Origin of the sequence: Leptospira soteropolitanensis (assembly GCF_026151655.1) — a bacterium.
Lineage (GTDB): Bacteria > Spirochaetota > Leptospiria > Leptospirales > Leptospiraceae > Leptospira_A > Leptospira_A soteropolitanensis.
Genome location: NZ_JAMQPN010000011.1, coordinates 44969 through 63115 on the forward strand (window position 1 = coordinate 44969; position 18147 = coordinate 63115).

Sequence of the window (18147 nt, forward strand, 5' to 3'; positions counted from 1 at the left end):
TCTTAACCTATTTCGTCCGTATAATCCATTACAAGATACATGAGAGTTTCTTGGTCTGAGGGATTGGAATACTCATGCGAAACATCGGCTTTAAAAAATACAGAATCTTTGGGTTCCAGTTCCACAACTTTTTCACCAACACGTAACCGTAGTTTGCCGGAAACAACAACCAAGTTTTCTGTGGTACCTGTTTTATGTGGTTCGGCTACATCATGCCCACCCGGTTTTAAAGTCAGTTCGTAGAATTCTGTTTTGCGATTCCCTAAAAAAGGGAATAGGGCTCGGCTTGCAAATACTTTGGAATTGGAATATAAGACTTTTGAGTTTTCCGCTTTGAGGACATGAATCCCATCTTGGTTTTTTTCTTTGAGGAGTTCGGAAAACGGAACATTGAGGCCGTTTGCAATTTTCCACAAAACAGAAATCGTAGGAACTGATTTCCCTTGTTCAATCTGTGATAACATCGCGCGACTCACGCCACATCGGTTTGCGAGTTTATCCAAAGAAAAACCTTTTGTATGACGGATGAGTTTCAGGTTCTCTTTGACGACATCTGTTATATAATCGCCAGACTCTGAAATCAATTGGTCTATTCCGTCACTCGGTTGCTCTACTTTACTTACCATTGTCCAAGCATCCAATATAACAGAGGTATTGTCAAGAAACTATCGTTTGATCCTTTCTTTTTTCTCTTCGAGCACAAAGACAGGGGGAAGTTTTAAACCTTGTGGAAATTTTTTATAAATTTCTTTGGCAGAACCTCGAAAGCTGGTTTCTGCAGCCATAGAGATACCAAGGGCAAGAAAGATCTGTCGATCTCCCGGTAAGATCTTTGCTAAGGTTTCCAGACAATGTTTCGCCCGGTAAGGTGTTTCATAAAAAGCAATGGTAATCCCAAGTCCAATGTATTGTTTTAAGGTTCGCTCTCTTTCTTTTTCTTCTCTAGGCAAAAATCCCAAAAAAAGAAAGGGAGAGGTCGCAAACCCAGAACTGGTTAGGGCAGCAATGAGGGCAGTTGGTCCAGGGGCCGATCGAACTTCCACACCCATCTCCCAAGCCAGAGGGACAAGCCATTTGCCTGGATCTTCGAGGCCCGGGCTACCTGAATCAGAGATCATACAAGTCCTTTTAGTGGTCGCAAGTTTCATGGCGATTTCATCCATTTCTTTTCTGGATGTATGTTCATTCACTAGATCAAAGGGTTTGGAAATTCCTAACTTTTTTAAAAAAGTCGATGTTGTCCTTTGTTCTTCCCCAATGATCCAGTCGGCTTCCTCTAACAAGGTTTTGGTGCGAGGAGGAATGTCTTCATCATTTCCTATAGAATTGGATACTAAATAGAGTCGGTTCATGTAAGCACTATAGGAAAGGTAAAGTAAGGTTGGACGTAAATTCCTTTGGCTGCACAAGCATTGGCAAATTCAGGGTTGTCGCGGTTGATGGCCACAGCCATTTGTTTAGCCCGGCAAAGCATAGGGTAGTCGTTAAAGGAATCTCCAAAGGCAAGATCAGGATATACCCCAATTCTTTCTTCAATTGCTTTTACTTTTCCTTCTCCATAAGTATAAGGTTCAATGAGTTTGTGAGTGAATTTTCCATTTTCACCTAACTCTTGTCTCATGCCGATAACCTTGGATTCTTCCACGGGGAAGAGGTGGGATATGGCGGCAATTCCTGGTTCTGGAGATGCGGTCACAATGTAAACAGTCCACTGGTGGTGGTATAAATATGCGATAAGGTCTTTCATTTCGACTTGGGGGAAAACTCCAGAATCTTTATCGTGAATATAAACTCTTTCCCAGGCCCTTCTTGAAATTTCATAGTATTCTTCTATGTTCATTCCTTGGAAGATAAAACTAGTCCAACGGTAACCCCTTTCGATTCCATATTCTTTTAGCTGATAGGAATATTCTTCCCATATCAAACCTTCCTTCTCTTGGGTGCTCAGTTTGGTATGGTCTTTCCAAAGTTCTTTGTCCCGAAAAAATTCCGATAAATCTTTTGGTACAAATTTGAGTCCGTCACGGAGAAGTTCTTCCATGATTTTTTCACCGAAGTCGTTGCGAATGAGAGTATTATCAAAATCAAAACAGGCAATGCCTGGTTTTTTAGGTATGATGGTTGTCAGACGGTCGAATATCTCGTCCGTCCAACTGTTCTTTGTCAGGTTAGTCACTAATACTTAGTCTGCAAATCCAACGATGCTTGTGGCAACTCCTTCTTCATAGGGAGTGAGAAAGTTTTCTGGATTGAGGTAAACATTGTGAAATCGCACTTCAAAATGAACATGAGGACCAGTTGACTTTCCCGTATTTCCAGAAAAAGCAATGATCTGTCCTTTGCGAACCACATCCCCAGGTTTAACAAGTAACTCTTGGTTGTGGCCATAAACCGTATGAAAATGGTTCATGTCATGGTGGTAAATTTTGACTGCTAGGCCATAATCGCCACTGCGGCCGGATTCTTCTACCACTCCGTCGGCGGCAGCAAGTACAATGGAATTTTTGGGAATGGCGATGTCGAGTCCCGTGTGCCAGGTGTTCCAGCGTCTGCCAATCCGAGAAGAGATCCGGGATTTGTGATTCGGTAGAACCGGCCAAATGAATTGGTCGATCGGAGACTCAACTGTTTCACGGAAGAGTTCTCTCTCTTGGAGTCCTCGCATGTATTCAGCTGAATAAGGAAAGAAAATAGATCGTTTCAAACGAGGAAGATCGGCCTCTCTGAGGTTATTGATCTCCATCACTTCCCGAGCAAGGATCCCAAATTCTGATGCCTTTTCGAGAAGGCTTTTTTTCTCAAGCCTCAGGTCCACCCAAAGCCCCCACTGCTCGTTGTAACGTTGGAAGACATGGTTGTCCAAAAATACAGGACCATTTTTTTGCTTCTGGTAGGCCGCATAGGCGGAATAGGTCACTACAAACAGGATTAGGACTAGAATGATATAGTAACTTCGGTTGCGCTTCATCTCATTTCGCCTCAAAAACTCTGGTGCAATGCCAAATTCTCACGGGACCCCGTCCGGTCAAGGGGAACGGTCGACGGAATCTGCCCTATCCGTGGCATTTATGTGACATAACACTGAGAGAGTATTTGAGGTCACGCGTTTTTATTTTCCTAGATTGATTAGAGAACGGTGTTTTGTGGGATGCTCACCCATTGACTGAGAGGTTTTTCAGACAATGGGAGGAATTGGTTTGGTTCCTTATGAAAAAGGGAGGTTAAGCTGCTTGGGCTTTCTGTCCGCTCGTACGGTAAAGGTAGATTCCTGCCACAAGGAGGCAGACAATGCCAATGGCGTAGTAGGTCCAACTGACGTCGAAGTAGGCAATGACCAAAAATCCAAAGAGGAGTCTTGTGATTTCCATAGCTCCAGCCCAGGATTTTCCTTCGATGAGGGCATTGATCGCAACCAAAGAGAGAGTGACCCAAATTGTTACAAGCACTTGAGAAACAAAAGAGAATTTTGCCACAAAAAGAAGGAAAGCAAAGGACAATAGAAGAACGAGAACAAACCAAGTGGTGGTATATGTTTTCACTTCTTGTTGGGGTTTCGGATCATACTTATGGAAAGTTTCCGGGCGTACATCCGGGATGGGTAAAAATCCAGCGGGTTTTGTTCCCTCTCTCGGATACCAACCTGGTGGTTTGAAAAACACCTTAATTTTATCTAAGAAATAGGGGGCACTGGCCGCTTGTTTGATGAGTTCCCAGTAGTAATGAAAATTGGCGTAAACGGGGTTGAAACTACGAAGGGGTTTCACAGTTCCATACACACAAGGTTCAGTTTCTTCTTGGAAAGTTCCAAACATCCGATCAAAGATGATAAAAATGCCACCGTGGTTTTTATCAATATAGATGGGGTTTATGGCATGGTGCACTCTATGGTGGGAAGGAGTGGAAAGAATGTATTCGCCAATTTTTCCAATTTTACCCACAGCTTTTGTATGTACCCAAAATTGGTAGATCAGGTTGATTTGTCCGCTGGCAAGATACATCCAAGGATGGAAACCAATGAGGGCCAAAGGAACATAGAAGATCCAGGAAATTATTCCCCCGAGTCCAGTTTGGCGGAGGGCTACCACTAAATTGTATTCTTCGCTATGGTGGTGGATGACATGTCCTGCCCAGAGCAGATTCACTTCGTGGGCCAAACGGTGGGACCAGTAATAACAAAAGTCTTGGCCTACGATACAAAGGATCCAAGCCCAAGGGTTGGTCATAGCAAATTCAAAAATTCGAAAGTGTTCGTAGATATAGAAATAAGCAAAAAGTCCGATTCCTTTTTGGAAAAGTCCCCAGATTTGAGAAATGATCCCCGTACTTAAGTCGGCAATGGAGTCGTTTAACCGGTAGAGGTCTTTGTTTTTGCGGTAGCCAATGTAAACTTCAATCCCTATGAGAAGGAAGAATACGGGGATGGCATAGGTAACAATGGGCGGAGGTGTGAAATTCTCGAACATGGCGGTGCTAATTTTGCCATCATTTTGACAAATGGTCAAGTAAATGTTGACCCAGGGTCAGAAATTGTTCACGGTTCAATTCTTCGGGCCTTGCAGTGGGTGGAATTTTGGCGGATTGAATGGCGTTGCCGAGGGCTTCGCGGAAATGGGGATCCTCCGAAAAAGGAGATTCTCTGAGGCTAACTTGGATCTGTTTTCGTTTTCCCCAGAACAATGTGCGAAGCATTCTCGACCAGATTTCTACCTCAGTTTGGTTTTTGAGGAGCCATTGGTTTTCTTTCGATTCCTTTTTGGGAGAAAGCAGGATCAATGCAGAATGGATTTTGGGAATGGGGAAAAAACAGTTTTTATGAACTGTCTTAAGGTATTTCACATCACAAAAAGCAGAGAGAAAAACAGATAAAGAGGAAGTTTCTTTTACAAGGCGTTCCGCAAATTCTTTTTGTACCATAAAAATCCCCCCTTGGAAATTTCTACAGTGGATGACAAGTGTATTAATAATTTCTGTGGTTAGGTGGTAGGGCAGATTCCCAAATACAAATACCTTTTCATTATATATAGAATAGAGGTTTTCTAAGGCATCACCTTCATATAAAAAGGCCTTCGGAAACTGAGGTAAAATTTCATCTTTAGCCAATTCGATATAGGCGTTATCGATTTCAAAAAGATATGTTTTTTGATTCAAACTGAGGATGGGGTAAGTTAAAGTGCCTAGGCCGATCCCAATCTCTGCAAGAACTGTTGAATCATCATTGAATAGGGGTTCTGCGGATCTAACAATGAAATCGACGATATTTTGGTCGATGAGGAAGTTTTGCCCAAATTTCTTTTGGGCCCGAATGCCTTTGGCTTCAAAGAAGGTTTGGATTTTGGATATGGTCGAGTAAGGGGATTTCAAAAGTTTCCTCAACGAGTATCATTTTCCAGGCAGTCGAAATCCCAAGTAGTTTTTGATACTGAATCCATTCTTTCGCTTCCTTTTTTTTCCAAGGAGGAAAGTCCAAAAGGAGAATCCCTTTCCAATGAGGGTTGGACCTAGACCTATCTGCCAATTTCATTTGTTTTAAAAACCTCTCAACTTCTTTAGGATTTCCGTCGAAGCGGATGATCGAATATAATGGGTTCATATTGGCACCGAGGATCTCCGTTTTTATCGGTTTTATGGGAAGTTGGAATTTAGAAATCCATTCCATTGGATTTTTTATGCCATACCAATAAACGTCTGTTATATTGTGCTTTCGGATCAATGAAAAAATATGGGTCAAACAAGACTCGGATTCAAAGGAAATTTTTTGGGGAGGGGGTAGACCTGGATTTGGTTCCGACCATTTTTTGTTATAACAATTACCGAAGAGATACAAATGATCCCCCTGACGAATGGATAGATTTCCTTTTCTCCTTTTGATTTGCAAAAAGGGTAAATCGGGAACGGGGAAAAAATAGGAAATACTAAGAAATAAAATGGGTAAAAGATAAAGAGGATTTTTTAGGAAGGGTGATTGTCGGAAACTAATTTTGGGATAAAGAAACAAAACAAAGGATAAAAAAACGGAAATAAAACAGAATTCGAATGGAACATTGGCCCAAGTTTTATATCCTCTGCCTAAATTTCCTAATAAATGAAAAATTTTTAAGAAAAGGGAGAGCTCAAATGAGGCGGGTATCCAAATCCAGGAACTAAGTTGGTCCAATAAAAATTCTGGCACTAAAGACTGTAGAAAAATGGTAAAATAAATTGTCGGTAAAAGGATTCCTGCCAAAGGAACCAAAAGAAAATTGATCCAAATTCCTCCAAAGGAAAACGAACGAAAGTAATACACTAAAACAGGAAAACTACAAAGGGAACAAGCAATGGTTAAGTGGAGATTTTCTTTGATCAGTGATTTTGATTGGGGTAACAAAATTTGATCTAAACTAGGTTTTAGAAAAAAAATTCCAAAAACAGCCCCAAAGGATAATAAAAATCCAATACTTAAAAAATCATAAAAAAGAAAAAAAGCAATGTAAGCAGAAGAGATCACAAGTAAATCAGCGGGGCCGATTTTTCTAAAAAACAAAGAAGCGGTAAGAGATAAAAAAACAAAGAGATAGGCCCGTAAAAATGAAACAGGAAAATCGAGAGCAAATAAATATAAGAAACCAACACCTAATGAAATTAGTATTGAAATCCATTTTCTTTTTCGAAAACAAAGATTTCCAAAATACTGTAGGGAGCCTATAAAGATTCCTAGGTGGAGACCGGATGCAGCAAACAAATGTAAGATTCCCGATTCTTTACTTAAGTCTTTGAAACTTCCGGGTATTTCTTTTGTAGAGCCTGTGACAAATCCCATAACAATTCGTGATTCGAATATACTTAGTGGAGATTGCTTTATTTGGCTTTCCAGATAAGAGCGAAAGAGAGGATGAACCTTTTTTACCCTAGGTCCAGAATGTAAGTTTGCAAATAATAAAAACAAAATGGATGCCAAAAGGGAAAGAAAGACTTTTCGATCTATTTTGGGAGGGAGAGTTTTTGGGAGAAATGTATAAAGGAAAAATAAAAATAGAGAGAGGGTGAGTAAGAAGGAATGGGAGCCTTGTAACCCAAACATGAGTTTCAATAGAAACGCAGTTCCACAAACTCCCAAACAGAACCAACTAAAATCAGCCCGAGGGAGTAGATAAACTTCCTGCTTCATGCAGGGATTAGGTAAAAATAGAAGTGTATTGGTTCTTTAGATTTTTAAAAAGGATAGATCCCTAAAACTTTTCGAATGTCTTCTATTTTGGTTTGGGCCACCATTTTTGCTTTTTCTTTTCCTTCTTTTAAGACTTGGTGCACATAATCTAAGTTTTGTGTAAGTTCTTCCCGTTTTTCACGGTAAGGTGCAAAATGCGATAAAATGGATTCTAGTAGGTCTTTTTTGAGATCTCCATATCCTGCCCCACCTCGTTTGTATTTTTCGATTTGAATTTCTTTTTCGGCTTCTGACAAAAAGAGTGAATGGATTTGAAAGATAACAGATGTTTCTGGGTCTTTTGGTTCTTCTACCGCTTTTGAATCACTCACAATGGACATCACTTTCTTTTTGATGTCTTTTTCCGTTCCAAAGAAATCAACGGTGTTTTTGTAAGATTTTGACATTTTGGCCCCATCTACTCCGGGAACTGTCGCTGTATTTTCATCAATATCCGGTTCAGGAATCGTAAGAACGGAACCAAATTGTGCGTTAAACCTTTCGGCAATGTCCCTTGCAAATTCTAAATGTTGTTTTTGGTCTTTGCCTACAGGAACTTTTTCTGCAGAAAAAAGTAAGATATCACTCGCCATTAGTATTGGGTAAGTAAATAGACCCGCCCCAGGTACAAAGCCCTTTGCCACTTTGTCTTTAAAAGAATGGGCCAATTGCAATTGAGAAACAGTGATCGATTGTGACAAATACCATGTGAGTTCTGTGACTTCAGGGACATCACTCTGTATCCAAAAAACAGTTTTTTGGGGATCTACACCTAGTGCGAGTAAGTCGATTGCACACTCTAAGGTGAAATTCTTTAATTCTTCTTTCGATCGGAAGGTAGTGAGTGCATGTAGGTTGGCAATAAAAAGGAATAAGTCTTCTTTGGATTGATAATCTAAGATTTTTTTGATCGCAGAAAAATAATTTCCTAAGTGAAGTTTTCCTGAAGGTTGTAAACCAGTTAGGACTCTCATGTATCTCCTTCCGTCGCGGAACTGTTCATTGTTTCTGTATCATTTTGGTTTTCGGAAGATTCAGCATTACCGCTTACTCCTCCTGCATCTTTGTGAAAGCTTGAGTAGGTTAACCTTTCGTATTCTTTGTTTAGTTTGATCAGTTCTTGTTCCAGTTTACGGTGTGCCGTTAGTTTTGAAGTGGTCGCTTGGTCTTTAAAAATCACTGCATAGTTATAAAGGTATTTTGTGAATTGGATGAAAACGTCTTCTACTTTCATTCCGTTGATTCTTTCTTTTGCAACTACAGCTTTGTCATAGTGCGGAATGAATCTTTGTGCAATTTTTACTTCTTCGATAACTTTGTCTTTTGTAGATGCGATTTTATCGTTCACTTTCCCTTTGGATTCAGTGACTTTTGCCATTAAATGGTTTTCTACAATGATATTGAGTTTATCTGCAAAACTTCCAAAGAACTCAGATGCTTCTTGTAGTGCTTGAACAATAGGACCTGCGATTTGATCATTAGCGGCATTTCCTGTGCTAAAATCCATTCCATATTGTTGGAAACTATATTGAAAACTAGGGAATTTTTTGTTGAAGTTATCTATGGTTCGAACGAGTGAATTAAGTTGGTCAATTTCGTTTCTAAAAAGACCCGGTTGAATGATTAGAAGTTCTTGGTTTTGGTTTTTGTCACCTAACCGAACGTATCCTTCAATTAGGTTTATGTAAACCGTTTGTAAGTCACGTAATAATAAGTAAACGAGTCTATGTGGTTGGGATTTAAAACTATTTTTGACTGTTTGGCTTTTGGCCGATTCCGGCATATGGTGTGCCATAAAATCATCCACAACAGCATTTAAAAAATCAAAACTAATTTTCCCTTTGTCGTCGATGGAAAAATAACGAGACCTTAAGTTTTGTAATTCTTCTTTTTTGAAGGTTCTTGTGTTGATATCGTCTGATATTTTAGCAACAGTGATTTCTACTTCTTTTTGAATTTCGCGAGCCGCCTGGAATTTATGTTCTTGGATGGCTGGAACTCTTAAGTCAGATACGATTTCAGGCCAAGTGAACATTTTCTTTTTAGCTACTATATAAAAAGCAGTAATTGCCTCAGATAACTTTGGCCTCGTATTTTCTAGGTTAAGTGCATAATTCACACCTTCCATTATTTTGCCGAGTTTGGGTGTGAGTTTTTCATCCATTTTGACAATGTCAGGAAGATTGGAAAGGATGATGTCGTTTGCATCGCTTCTTTGTAAAAAACGAACATAAAACATCTGCATCTTCAACGAACGTTCTAAAAAGATATCTGCAGAAATTTTATCTAAAATCAAAGCATCCAAAGAGGCAAAGGCATTATAAAACTTATTGAAGTTGTTAATGATATTATAAACAAGAGGAGTCCAAATCCTCCAACCTTGTTGTTCCGAAACTCGAAGAGCTTGGATGGTTGGAATGAGAACATCTTCTTTCATTCCGCGAAAGAGTTTTTCCACGTTATTGGATATCGTTGGGTTTCTACCAAAAAGTCCAATGTCGATGGTTCCTGTATCTTTGCCAAATTTGCTAATGGAATTATTAACGCTACCGGCACCACCACCGAATAAACCTGCAAGTAAACCACCACCTTGTCTTTGTTCTATGGTCCTTTTTTTTGTTGGGTTTTGTTTGGCACTTTCAATGGTAACTAAATTGCTAGAACGTTTTGGTTTAGGTTCGGGACTTGTAGGCCTGGAAATGACTTCTCTGCGTGGTGGTTCTTTTTCTGGAAGTCCACGATCCCTGGAATCTTCTTTTTTGGGTTTGTTTTTTGCTTCGTAGTCTTCGTCCACTTTACGAATGAGATCGATACGAATAAAGACATCGTTTGATTTTAAAATTGCCTCATCGATGAGTTGTTGGTGTTCGGGCGTACGCGTTTTGCGATATAAGTCGGCAAATACTCGGTGTGCTTCTGTACGAGAGACCGGGGTCACCAATTACTCCTTTTGGTTGAGAGGGTTCTCAACAATTTGTGAGCTTGTAGGTGGTTGGAAGTTAAATAGTCCTGTTCCGAGACCTATATTGGTCGCTATGCCAGAGAAGGCCACTTCAGTGATTTCTTCGTCGGAACGTTTCATTTTCAGTACACGGGGGAGGTCATTATCGGAAACAACCAAAATAATTTCATTATAGCGTTTGGTATTAGATGTAAGACGAAAAGTTCTACCACTAACCGACACATTTTCATAACCAGAAAGAAGTCCTCCAAGTCCTCCCGAAACACCTTTTAGGTCTTGTTTCCCTGCAATCGAGGAATCTGGATTGTAGAACCATAAAATTCTACCGTTGGAGGAAATGATTCGTCCATCACTGAAACGAACATGGAGTTGGTTAGGGCTTTTGAAGGAAACAACACCTGTGAGTCCACCATTGACGGTAACTGAGGCGCGAAAACTTTCCAAAGAATTCATTTTGCCAATTACGGCGTTTAAACGATCCCTTCCATCCTCTGCCCAAAGGACACCCGTTTGGACAGAGAAAAGGAGAACGATCGATAGTTTGGGAAGAAAATTCCTCAAAGGACGAAAGTTCGTATTGGGATTAACCCAATACTTTTTTGAACTCAGAAGTAAGTGCAGGCACTACTTCGAAAAGGTCTGCTACTACACCGTAAGTTGCTACTTTGAAAATAGGAGCATCTCCATCTTTATTGATGGCAACGATGTATTTGGAAGATCCCATACCCGCTAAGTGTTGGATCGCTCCAGAAATTCCACAAGCGATGTAACAGTTAGGGGAGACAGTTTTACCTGTTTGACCTACTTGGTGAGAGTGAGATATCCAACCTGCATCCACAGTCGCACGGGAAGCACCAAGAGCTGCACCAAGAGTGTCAGCTAAGTCTTGGATGATCGGCCAGTTTTCTGGTCCTTTGATTCCACGACCACCAGATACGATGATAGAAGCATCAGCAAGTTGTACTTTGTTTCCACCGGAAAGGTCTTTGGAAAGTGATTTTGTTCTCACTTCACCAGCAGAAGCTCCCGATTTTTCAACCGCACCTGCTCCGTCTTTCGGAGTTACTTCTTGGGAGTTAGCACGTACTGTAAACATTTGGATTTCAGAGGAAACTTTAAAGTTCGCGTAAGCTTTTCCAGAGTAAATTGGTTTCTTTGCTACTACTTTACCACCATCAACAGAAAGTCCTACTGCATCCGCAACGATTCCAGCATTTGCTTTGATCGCCACTCTTGCGGAGTATTCTTTTCCTTGAGCAGAGTGTGGCATAAGAACCACTGCAGGTTTTTTCTCTTGGATGATTGCAAAAATTCCATTTGCATAACCTTCAGGAGAAAATTCACCAAGGTTGGCACCAATCACTGCATCAGCACCAACTGCTTTCAAATCACCAGCGAACGCATCCACGTTGTCAGTGATAAGAACTGTATGAACTTTACCACCGATGGCATCCGCAATTTTGCGACCAGCAGAAGTAAGTTCTTTTGAGATTTTTTTAAGTTCGCCGTTTTTTAATTCACCAACTACTAAAACATCAGCCATGTTCGTCTCCTTAGATGACCTTCGCTTCTTCGCGAAGAGCTTTTACAAGTTGAGATGCAAAACCTTGTGCATCTGCTGCTTCCAGTTTTCGACCAGCGATACGTGGAGGAGGTGGCTCGAGAGATACTACTTCGAGTTTGGATCCAGTAGCTCCGAGTTCTTCTGGTTTTTTCACATCTACTGGTTTTTTCTTAGCAGACATGATTCCTTTTAAACTTGGGTATCTTGGTTCGTTTAAACCTTTTTGCGCAGTCACTGCGAGAGGAGCAGAAGTTTCAACTACTTCAGTTCCACCTTCAATTTCTCGTGTTGCGGTTACTTTTTTGCCATCAAACTCAAGTTTGAGTGCCATAGCAACGTGAGGAATATTCAATCTCTCTGCAATTTGTACGACTACTTGTGAGCTGTCAGTATCGATCGATTGACGACCACCAATCACTACATCTGCATTTTCTGCTTTGATGAGGTTTGCAAGAAGTTCAGAAGTGTATGTAGAATCAAAAGTTACGTAGTCATCCACTTTCACATGAATGGCTCTGTCTACACCCATTGCGTAGGCAGTGCGAAGTGCTTCTACGGCACGATCCGGGCCGAGGGACACTGCGATGACTTCTCCACCGCTTTTTTCACGAATTCTGATTCCCTCTTCGATTGCAAATTCATCATAAGGAGAGATGATCCATTTTACGCCAGCTTCGTTGATCGATTTGTCACCGACCTTGATATTGGTTTCCGTATCCGGAACCTGCTTTACTAGAACAACAATTTTCATTCCTTAACCCCGTTTTCGTGGATTACCTTAGACCAGAAAACGAGAGGGAAGTCATAAGGGAAGTAATTTATTCTCTAAAGAAGCTGTATTTGCTCCAATTATAGGCCCAAATGATCCAAACAATGACAACTAGGACATTGGCGTCTGTCTGGAGGAAGAAGGTAAAACCCAAGCTTAGGGGGAATAGGAGAAAAAGTGCAAATGCCGAGAGTAGGATCAAATGAGGAGTGGATTTCCAGACCTTTGTGGCCTCTTGGATTTGCACTAGGATATTTTTCTCGGGATTTGACACCGATTTCCGAAACCGAAAGGCATAAACTAGAACCAAGAGGAATAGTACGAGAGAATGTACAAGGAGTAACCACATAAGCCCACCCTAATTTTCACAGAAGTAGGGAGAAGAAAAAAATGATCTGGGGAAAAAACATAGGAAAGTAAGAAAGTTCGCAAAGGGACTTAAACTCAAAACCATTCCTGTTTTGCAAACCGCAAAAGGCCAACCAAAGATAGGTGAAACCCATTCCCCAAAGGAATTCCCAAGGTAGATTTTGAAAAATGGAAGTCCATAGTAGGAAACCAAAACCCACTCCCAAAAGTGCGAACACTAAGTAGTTCACCTTTTTTGGACTGATCCATTGGATGAGGGTAAAGGTTTTTTGGGACTTGTCGAATTCTCTGTCTTTGTTGTAGGTAAGTAGGACATTGGAAAAGACATGGAGAAAAAATATCCAAATCATTCGATCGTTTTCACAAAACGAAGAGAAGGGGAGAAAAATTCCATATGTATAGTATCCAGAAACCAAAATCTCTTTAGGGATAGGTGAAAGTTTAGTCACAACGAATACCAAAAAAAGAAGAAAGGAAAGAAAAACATGATAATGGCTTCGAAGGAAATCTAATTCATACATAAATCCTATGATAAGGGATATTATTGAGGAAAACGTCAAAAAGGTAACGAGCACAAAACGGTGCCTTAAATAAAAGGCACTCCTTTCCGAAAGTGGTTCTTTTTCTCGGAATGCATCCCATAAATGATCAGCTAGATACAAAGCCCAAACAGAACTTAGGTAAAACAGAAATAGTGTGGGACGGATTTTTTCATTTAAGTAGGAGGAAAAAAACGAAAGATTGGCAATGAGGGAAATGAATACATCCAAAGCTAAAAAGGAAATTAGTTTTGCAATGGAGACAATCGACCCTTTGAGGAACATCATTCATTGATAAGGAATGGTTTCTCGTTTGGCAAAAAGAAAATTCCCTTGCCAGTGAAACTTTCTCTGATGGAATGTCTGCCAATGTTTACTTCAGTCGTTAAGGCCATTCGTTCTGTATACTGCATCAGAGACCAGTTCCCTCGGTATATGTCTGATCTTCTTTCCCAAGAAGAACAAATGGGTGCTTTATTTGCAGTTCGGTTTCGCTATGTGATTGGAGTGGCTCTCGTTGCCAGTGCGGTAGCCAACTTAAGCAATACAGATTCTGTATATGGATATTTGACCAATTACGTAGCGATTTCATTTTATTTTATTAATACCTTTGTACATGCCCAAATTTTAAAAAAAAGTAAAGGGCATTGGAAAACAAAGTATGATTACATAAGTTTGTTTATCGATAACCTACTGGTTACTGTGACTATTTTTAATTGGTATATTTTAAAAGGTGATGGGAATCCTAATTTTCTTGTCAAAACACCATTGGTTGTATTTTATCTTTTGCCTTTGTCTTTAAGTTTATTCCAGTACCGGTTTTCTCTTGTTAATTTTTCCTTTGTTTGTTTTTTGCTGAGTTACTATGGGTTTTTGATTTATGCATTAGTAGATCAAAATTCTGTAAGTAGTGATGATTGGCACAATTATGTACTCGGTGATCAAATCATTTTATCAGATGCTTCTGTGACAAAACCTACCGTGTATTTGGTTTTGGTGTTTGCCATTTCTTATGCGATCTTTCGTAGCCTCCGAATGTTATTAAAATTTGCAGCCGCAGAATCACAGAAAACAACCTTATCTCGTTACTTTTCTCCTGATTTGGTTTCCGAAATTGTTTCGGAACCTGAAGTCATCGCCAAAGGCAAACGTCAAAAGGTTACTGTACTTTTCAGTGATATTAGAGGTTTTACGCAAATGTCGGAATCAATGGATCCGGAAGCACTGTCTGTTTTTTTAACTGAATTTCGCCGGCGTATGGTAAGAGCCATATTTAAATACGGAGGTAGTTTGGATAAATTTATTGGGGATGCGGTCATGGCTACCTTTGGTACTCCTTCTCCATCAGATATAGTTGGGGAAGATTCCAAAAGTGCAGTTCTTGCCGCCAAGTGTATGTTAGATGAGCTTGAGAACTGGAACCTAGAAAGATCTAAGTTGGGGAAGTCTCAGATAAAAATTGGAATTGGGATACACACAGGGGAAGTTTTTTGTGGAAGTATTGGATCAGAAGAGAGAATGGAATACACAGTCATTGGTGATACAGTGAATACTGCGTCGCGAATCGAGTCTGCTTGTAAAGATTTGCGAGTTAATTTTTTAATTTCGGAAGCAGTTTGGTTGGAGATTGGATCTCCAACGGGTTGGGATAAAAAGGAACTTGTAACTCTTTTGGGTAGAGAACAAAAAATTCATCTGTATGCACCAAGCATAACTTAGGAGGCCATATTGATTTTATAAACTGCTTCGTGAAGTGCTGGGTTTAGTTCGGGATCAATGATATAAATCACTCGAGAGGTTCCCGCTTGTAAGGCTAAATCCATAATTGCTTTTCTGCGATCGATTTTAATACTATGCAAATCAAAATCGGCAATTTTGAATTTGATCCCTTTTTGGAACACTGGATTGATGCTACAAATTCTTTGGAGTTTGGGTCTAGTTTGGTAACGACCTACATCCAAAACAATACAAATATCAAAGTGGGCTCTTCTTTCTGAATCCACGGATGCGGTAATTACAAAGTCACCAAAGTTTACAATGTTTTCGTTATTTGTGAGAGAACTTCCCACATAATCTAAGAGATGCCTGATATTTTTATTGCTATAGGAGAAAAAGGAATCATTTAGAATCATCTTCAGAGCTGTCGATGATTTGAAAGCTGGTCTCCAAGGTTGGTTTGATGTGAGAGAGGCATATTCGCTTGCCAGTGAAAGGATAGCAATGTCTTCTTCAAAGCTAGCAGAGGTTACATTATTTTCTTGTAAGTGAAGTTGGAGTTCAATGTCCTGCGTGATCCTTTCTTTTCCCACTTCTTTGCTGTATTTGTCGCGAACTGACATAAGTTTGGTGAAAAGTGACCTGGGATCAGGGAAGTTATTGTTCACTCCATTCCCACGATAAGGTCTGTGATGATTTAGAATTAAGGTGCGAACATGCGAGTCAATTTCAGGAGCAGGAAGCGTCATCAAATAACTGATGATAGGATGTTGTTGGACGACAGCATATTCTTCTTTTGTGAGTTTGGGATTGTTTTTGATATCAAGTCTAGAATAACCCACATCAGCTAGATAACTTGCCATCATAAGGCTCAAATGGTCTTTTTTATTGGATTCTTCCTTACCTTCGTTCACAATCTTTTTTGTGCGAACCTTCATCCCCATTGCCACCACCGTGCGTTTGGTCATGAGCTCCGATTCAACAGAAACTCCAGCCACTCCAAGGATCTCTAAAATATTAAAAATTCCCAGTTCATAATCGGGATTACTGGTAAAGTCAGTGAGAAGTTCATTAACAGAATTTTGGACAAACACAGCCTGTTCGGAAGAAAAGGAAGACTTGCGGAGATCTTCGATGAGTGCTTGCGATTGTTTTGCAAACCGTGCTGTTTTCTCTTGGTCAAATAATTTTGTCGTACGGCCAGGCTCTAAAAATTGGGCACCATTGGGATGTTGTTTTGTTTTTTTTAGCTCTGAGATAAGGAAATAGACTCCTTGCATTTCGAACTTTAGGAGTTTTCCGAAATCAGCCTCGGTCGGATTTCTTTTTTTATGAATTAGAATTTGTCCGTCTTTATTATAGAGATCAAGAGGGATATTGTTGTTTTTGCGAAAACTATTTAAGGACTCTTCAGTTAACTCAAATTTGGCGAGCTTATCTCTAGGTACTATGTTTGTATCGTTAGTGCTCATTATAATTTTGGCTAATAAGACGAAACTTATTTCCTGATATTATGGTGATGTTTTAATAGAATCGATAAAAAGTAAATCATTCCTTAGAAATTAATATTACTTTTTGATTTACAGGGATTTCCTCATAGGGCAACTACTAGTTCTTAGTAGTGATACTATTGGCAGGTGTAGATTTTGTTTTATCTTAATAGCAGTTGTGTCATTGATTCATGTAAAAATAACTTTTGTTAGTTGTAGCGAAATTCACCTTTTGTTTTTCTTTTTTGATTCGTTGAAAAACTGTTCGTTTTTGTAGCGATTTCAATCTTACTTAGGCATTAATCCCTTTGTTTTTTCGTTTACAAGTTCAGGAAAAGTCCGAAAAAATTATCCCCATGAATACGCTTTCGACAAAAAAATCATCTTTAAATCTGTTTAATCCATCGGAAGACCACCTGGCACTAAGGGAGTCCGTGGCAGCCTTTGCAGAGCGCGAAATGGATGAACAAGCGAAGGAAAACGATGAAAAAGAAACGTTCAATACTTTGTTATTCAAACGCCTTGGTTCTGAACTGGGAATTTTTGGAATCACTGTGCCGGAATCTGATGGAGGGCATGGACTAGACCCTCTTGCTTCTGTCATCATTCATGAAGAGATGTCTCGGTTTGATCCAGGATTTACACTTTCTTATTTGGCCCATGAAGTACTCTTTGTGAATAACTTTTACTATAGCTCGAACCCTTCTCAAAGGAGTCGTTATTTGAGTAAGGTCATTACCGGAGAATGGATCGGTGGGATGGGAATGACAGAACCTGGTGCTGGAACGGATGTCCTTGGGATGACCACAAATGCGGTAAAGAAAGGGGACCGTTATATCATCAATGGCGTCAAACAATACATTACCAACGGATCTATTGGCCAAGTTTTTCTTCTTTATACCAAGTTAGAAAAAACAGCCAAAAAAATGACCTCTTTTGTAATAGAGTCGTCTTACAAAGGTTTTTCGGTTGGAAAAAAGGAAGAAAAGATGGGAATGCGTTCTTCTCCCACAACACAACTTGTATTTGAGGATATGGAAGTTCCTGAAGAAAATTTACTTGGTGTGGAAAATGGTGCTGTCACACACATGATGAGAAATTTGGAAATCGAACGTGTGACACTTGCGGCACAATCACTTGGAATTGCTCGCAGATGTATTGATATTATGTGCGATTATACCATTCGCCATAGAGAGGCATTTGGGAAAAAACTTTTGGAGTTTGGTCAAATTCAACGTATGGTGGCCGAATCTTATGCTGACTACCAAGCAGCTCGCGCCCTTGTTTATCATGTAGCAAGTGAACTGGGACCCGATGTTCGTAACTCTCTTGGAGCAGCCTCAGCAAAATTGGTTGCCACCCAGATGGCGGAACGTGTTTCAAGAAACGCTATTCAAGTGTTAGGTGGATATGGATACTGTCGTGAATATCCGGTGGAACGATTGCATAGGGATGCGATTTTACTCAGCATTGGTGGAGGAACAAACGAAGCCATGCAAAAAAACATTGCAAGCGATTTGAAAAGACTTTGGTCCGAATAAACAAATTTTTATAA

17 protein-coding genes are annotated in these 18147 nt (G+C 40.0%); 2 read left to right on the plus strand and 15 right to left on the minus strand.

The genetic code is table 11. From position 1 onward, the window contains the following. Window positions 1–2 precede the first annotated feature (2 nt). From ND811_RS17470 to ND811_RS17530, 14 genes are all read right to left on the minus strand, one after another. A complete protein-coding gene (locus ND811_RS17470; protein WP_265353275.1) occupies window positions 3–626 on the minus strand; it encodes a helix-turn-helix domain-containing protein in 624 nt (207 codons plus the stop codon). A gap of 39 nt (window positions 627–665) precedes the next feature. Beyond that, the gene (gene rsmI, locus ND811_RS17475) at window positions 666–1352 is read right to left on the minus strand and encodes a 16S rRNA (cytidine(1402)-2'-O)-methyltransferase (RefSeq protein WP_265353276.1); all 687 of its coding nucleotides are present in this window, start codon (window positions 1350–1352) and stop codon (window positions 666–668) included. Further along, on the minus strand, window positions 1349–2176 hold the full coding sequence (locus ND811_RS17480; RefSeq protein WP_265353277.1) for an HAD family hydrolase: 828 nt from the start codon (window positions 2174–2176) through the stop codon (window positions 1349–1351). Before ND811_RS17480 ends, rsmI begins: the two co-directional genes overlap by 4 nt. A 6-nt stretch (window positions 2177–2182) precedes the next feature. Next, window positions 2183–2968 carry a M23 family metallopeptidase gene (locus ND811_RS17485; RefSeq protein ID WP_265353278.1) on the minus strand — a complete coding sequence of 262 codons (786 nt, stop codon included), beginning with the start codon at window positions 2966–2968 and terminating at the stop codon, window positions 2183–2185. A 253-nt stretch (window positions 2969–3221) separates the two neighbouring features. Then, window positions 3222–4463 carry a sterol desaturase family protein gene (locus ND811_RS17490; protein ID WP_265353279.1) on the minus strand — a complete coding sequence of 414 codons (1242 nt, stop codon included), beginning with the start codon at window positions 4461–4463 and terminating at the stop codon, window positions 3222–3224. Between the two features lie 19 nt (window positions 4464–4482). Further along, complete coding sequence (gene rsmA / locus ND811_RS17495) at window positions 4483–5361, minus strand: 16S rRNA (adenine(1518)-N(6)/adenine(1519)-N(6))-dimethyltransferase RsmA (RefSeq protein WP_265353280.1); 879 nt, start codon at window positions 5359–5361, stop codon at window positions 4483–4485. Then, complete coding sequence (locus ND811_RS17500) at window positions 5315–7144, minus strand: ComEC/Rec2 family competence protein (RefSeq protein WP_265353281.1); 1830 nt, start codon at window positions 7142–7144, stop codon at window positions 5315–5317. Before ND811_RS17500 ends, rsmA begins: the two co-directional genes overlap by 47 nt. Before the next feature lie 44 nt (window positions 7145–7188). Continuing rightward, the gene (gene trpS, locus ND811_RS17505) at window positions 7189–8157 is read right to left on the minus strand and encodes a tryptophan--tRNA ligase (protein ID WP_265353282.1); all 969 of its coding nucleotides are present in this window, start codon (window positions 8155–8157) and stop codon (window positions 7189–7191) included. Then, complete coding sequence (locus ND811_RS17510) at window positions 8154–10121, minus strand: hypothetical protein (protein WP_265353283.1); 1968 nt, start codon at window positions 10119–10121, stop codon at window positions 8154–8156. Before ND811_RS17510 ends, trpS begins: the two co-directional genes overlap by 4 nt. Before the next feature lie 3 nt (window positions 10122–10124). Further along, complete coding sequence (locus tag ND811_RS17515) at window positions 10125–10706, minus strand: LolA family protein (RefSeq protein ID WP_265353284.1); 582 nt, start codon at window positions 10704–10706, stop codon at window positions 10125–10127. A 22-nt stretch (window positions 10707–10728) separates the two neighbouring features. After that, window positions 10729–11688, minus strand: coding sequence for an electron transfer flavoprotein subunit alpha/FixB family protein (locus tag ND811_RS17520; RefSeq protein WP_265353285.1), 960 nt, complete (start codon window positions 11686–11688; stop codon window positions 10729–10731). A 10-nt stretch (window positions 11689–11698) separates the two neighbouring features. Beyond that, a complete protein-coding gene (locus ND811_RS17525) occupies window positions 11699–12460 on the minus strand; it encodes an electron transfer flavoprotein subunit beta/FixA family protein (RefSeq protein WP_265353286.1) in 762 nt (253 codons plus the stop codon). 67 nt (window positions 12461–12527) lie between these two features. Continuing rightward, window positions 12528–12827, minus strand: a complete 300-nt coding sequence (locus ND811_RS19645; RefSeq protein WP_407658922.1) for an LIC10362 family protein — start codon at window positions 12825–12827, stop codon at window positions 12528–12530. A gap of 16 nt (window positions 12828–12843) precedes the next feature. Next, window positions 12844–13674 carry a hypothetical protein gene (locus ND811_RS17530; protein ID WP_265353287.1) on the minus strand — a complete coding sequence of 277 codons (831 nt, stop codon included), beginning with the start codon at window positions 13672–13674 and terminating at the stop codon, window positions 12844–12846. Window positions 13675–13755: 81 nt separating this feature from the next. Between ND811_RS17530 and ND811_RS17535 the strand changes: the two genes are divergently transcribed. Further along, window positions 13756–15105, plus strand: a complete 1350-nt coding sequence (locus ND811_RS17535; protein WP_265353288.1) for an adenylate/guanylate cyclase domain-containing protein — start codon at window positions 13756–13758, stop codon at window positions 15103–15105. Here the strand turns inward: ND811_RS17535 and ND811_RS17540 are convergent. Beyond that, window positions 15102–16574, minus strand: coding sequence for an HD domain-containing phosphohydrolase (locus tag ND811_RS17540; RefSeq protein ID WP_265353289.1), 1473 nt, complete (start codon window positions 16572–16574; stop codon window positions 15102–15104). The genes ND811_RS17535 and ND811_RS17540 overlap by 4 nt on opposite strands. 374 nt (window positions 16575–16948) lie before the next feature. Between ND811_RS17540 and ND811_RS17545 the strand changes: the two genes are divergently transcribed. Continuing rightward, on the plus strand, window positions 16949–18133 hold the full coding sequence (locus ND811_RS17545; RefSeq protein ID WP_265353290.1) for an acyl-CoA dehydrogenase family protein: 1185 nt from the start codon (window positions 16949–16951) through the stop codon (window positions 18131–18133). The last annotated feature ends 14 nt before the right edge of the window (window positions 18134–18147 follow it).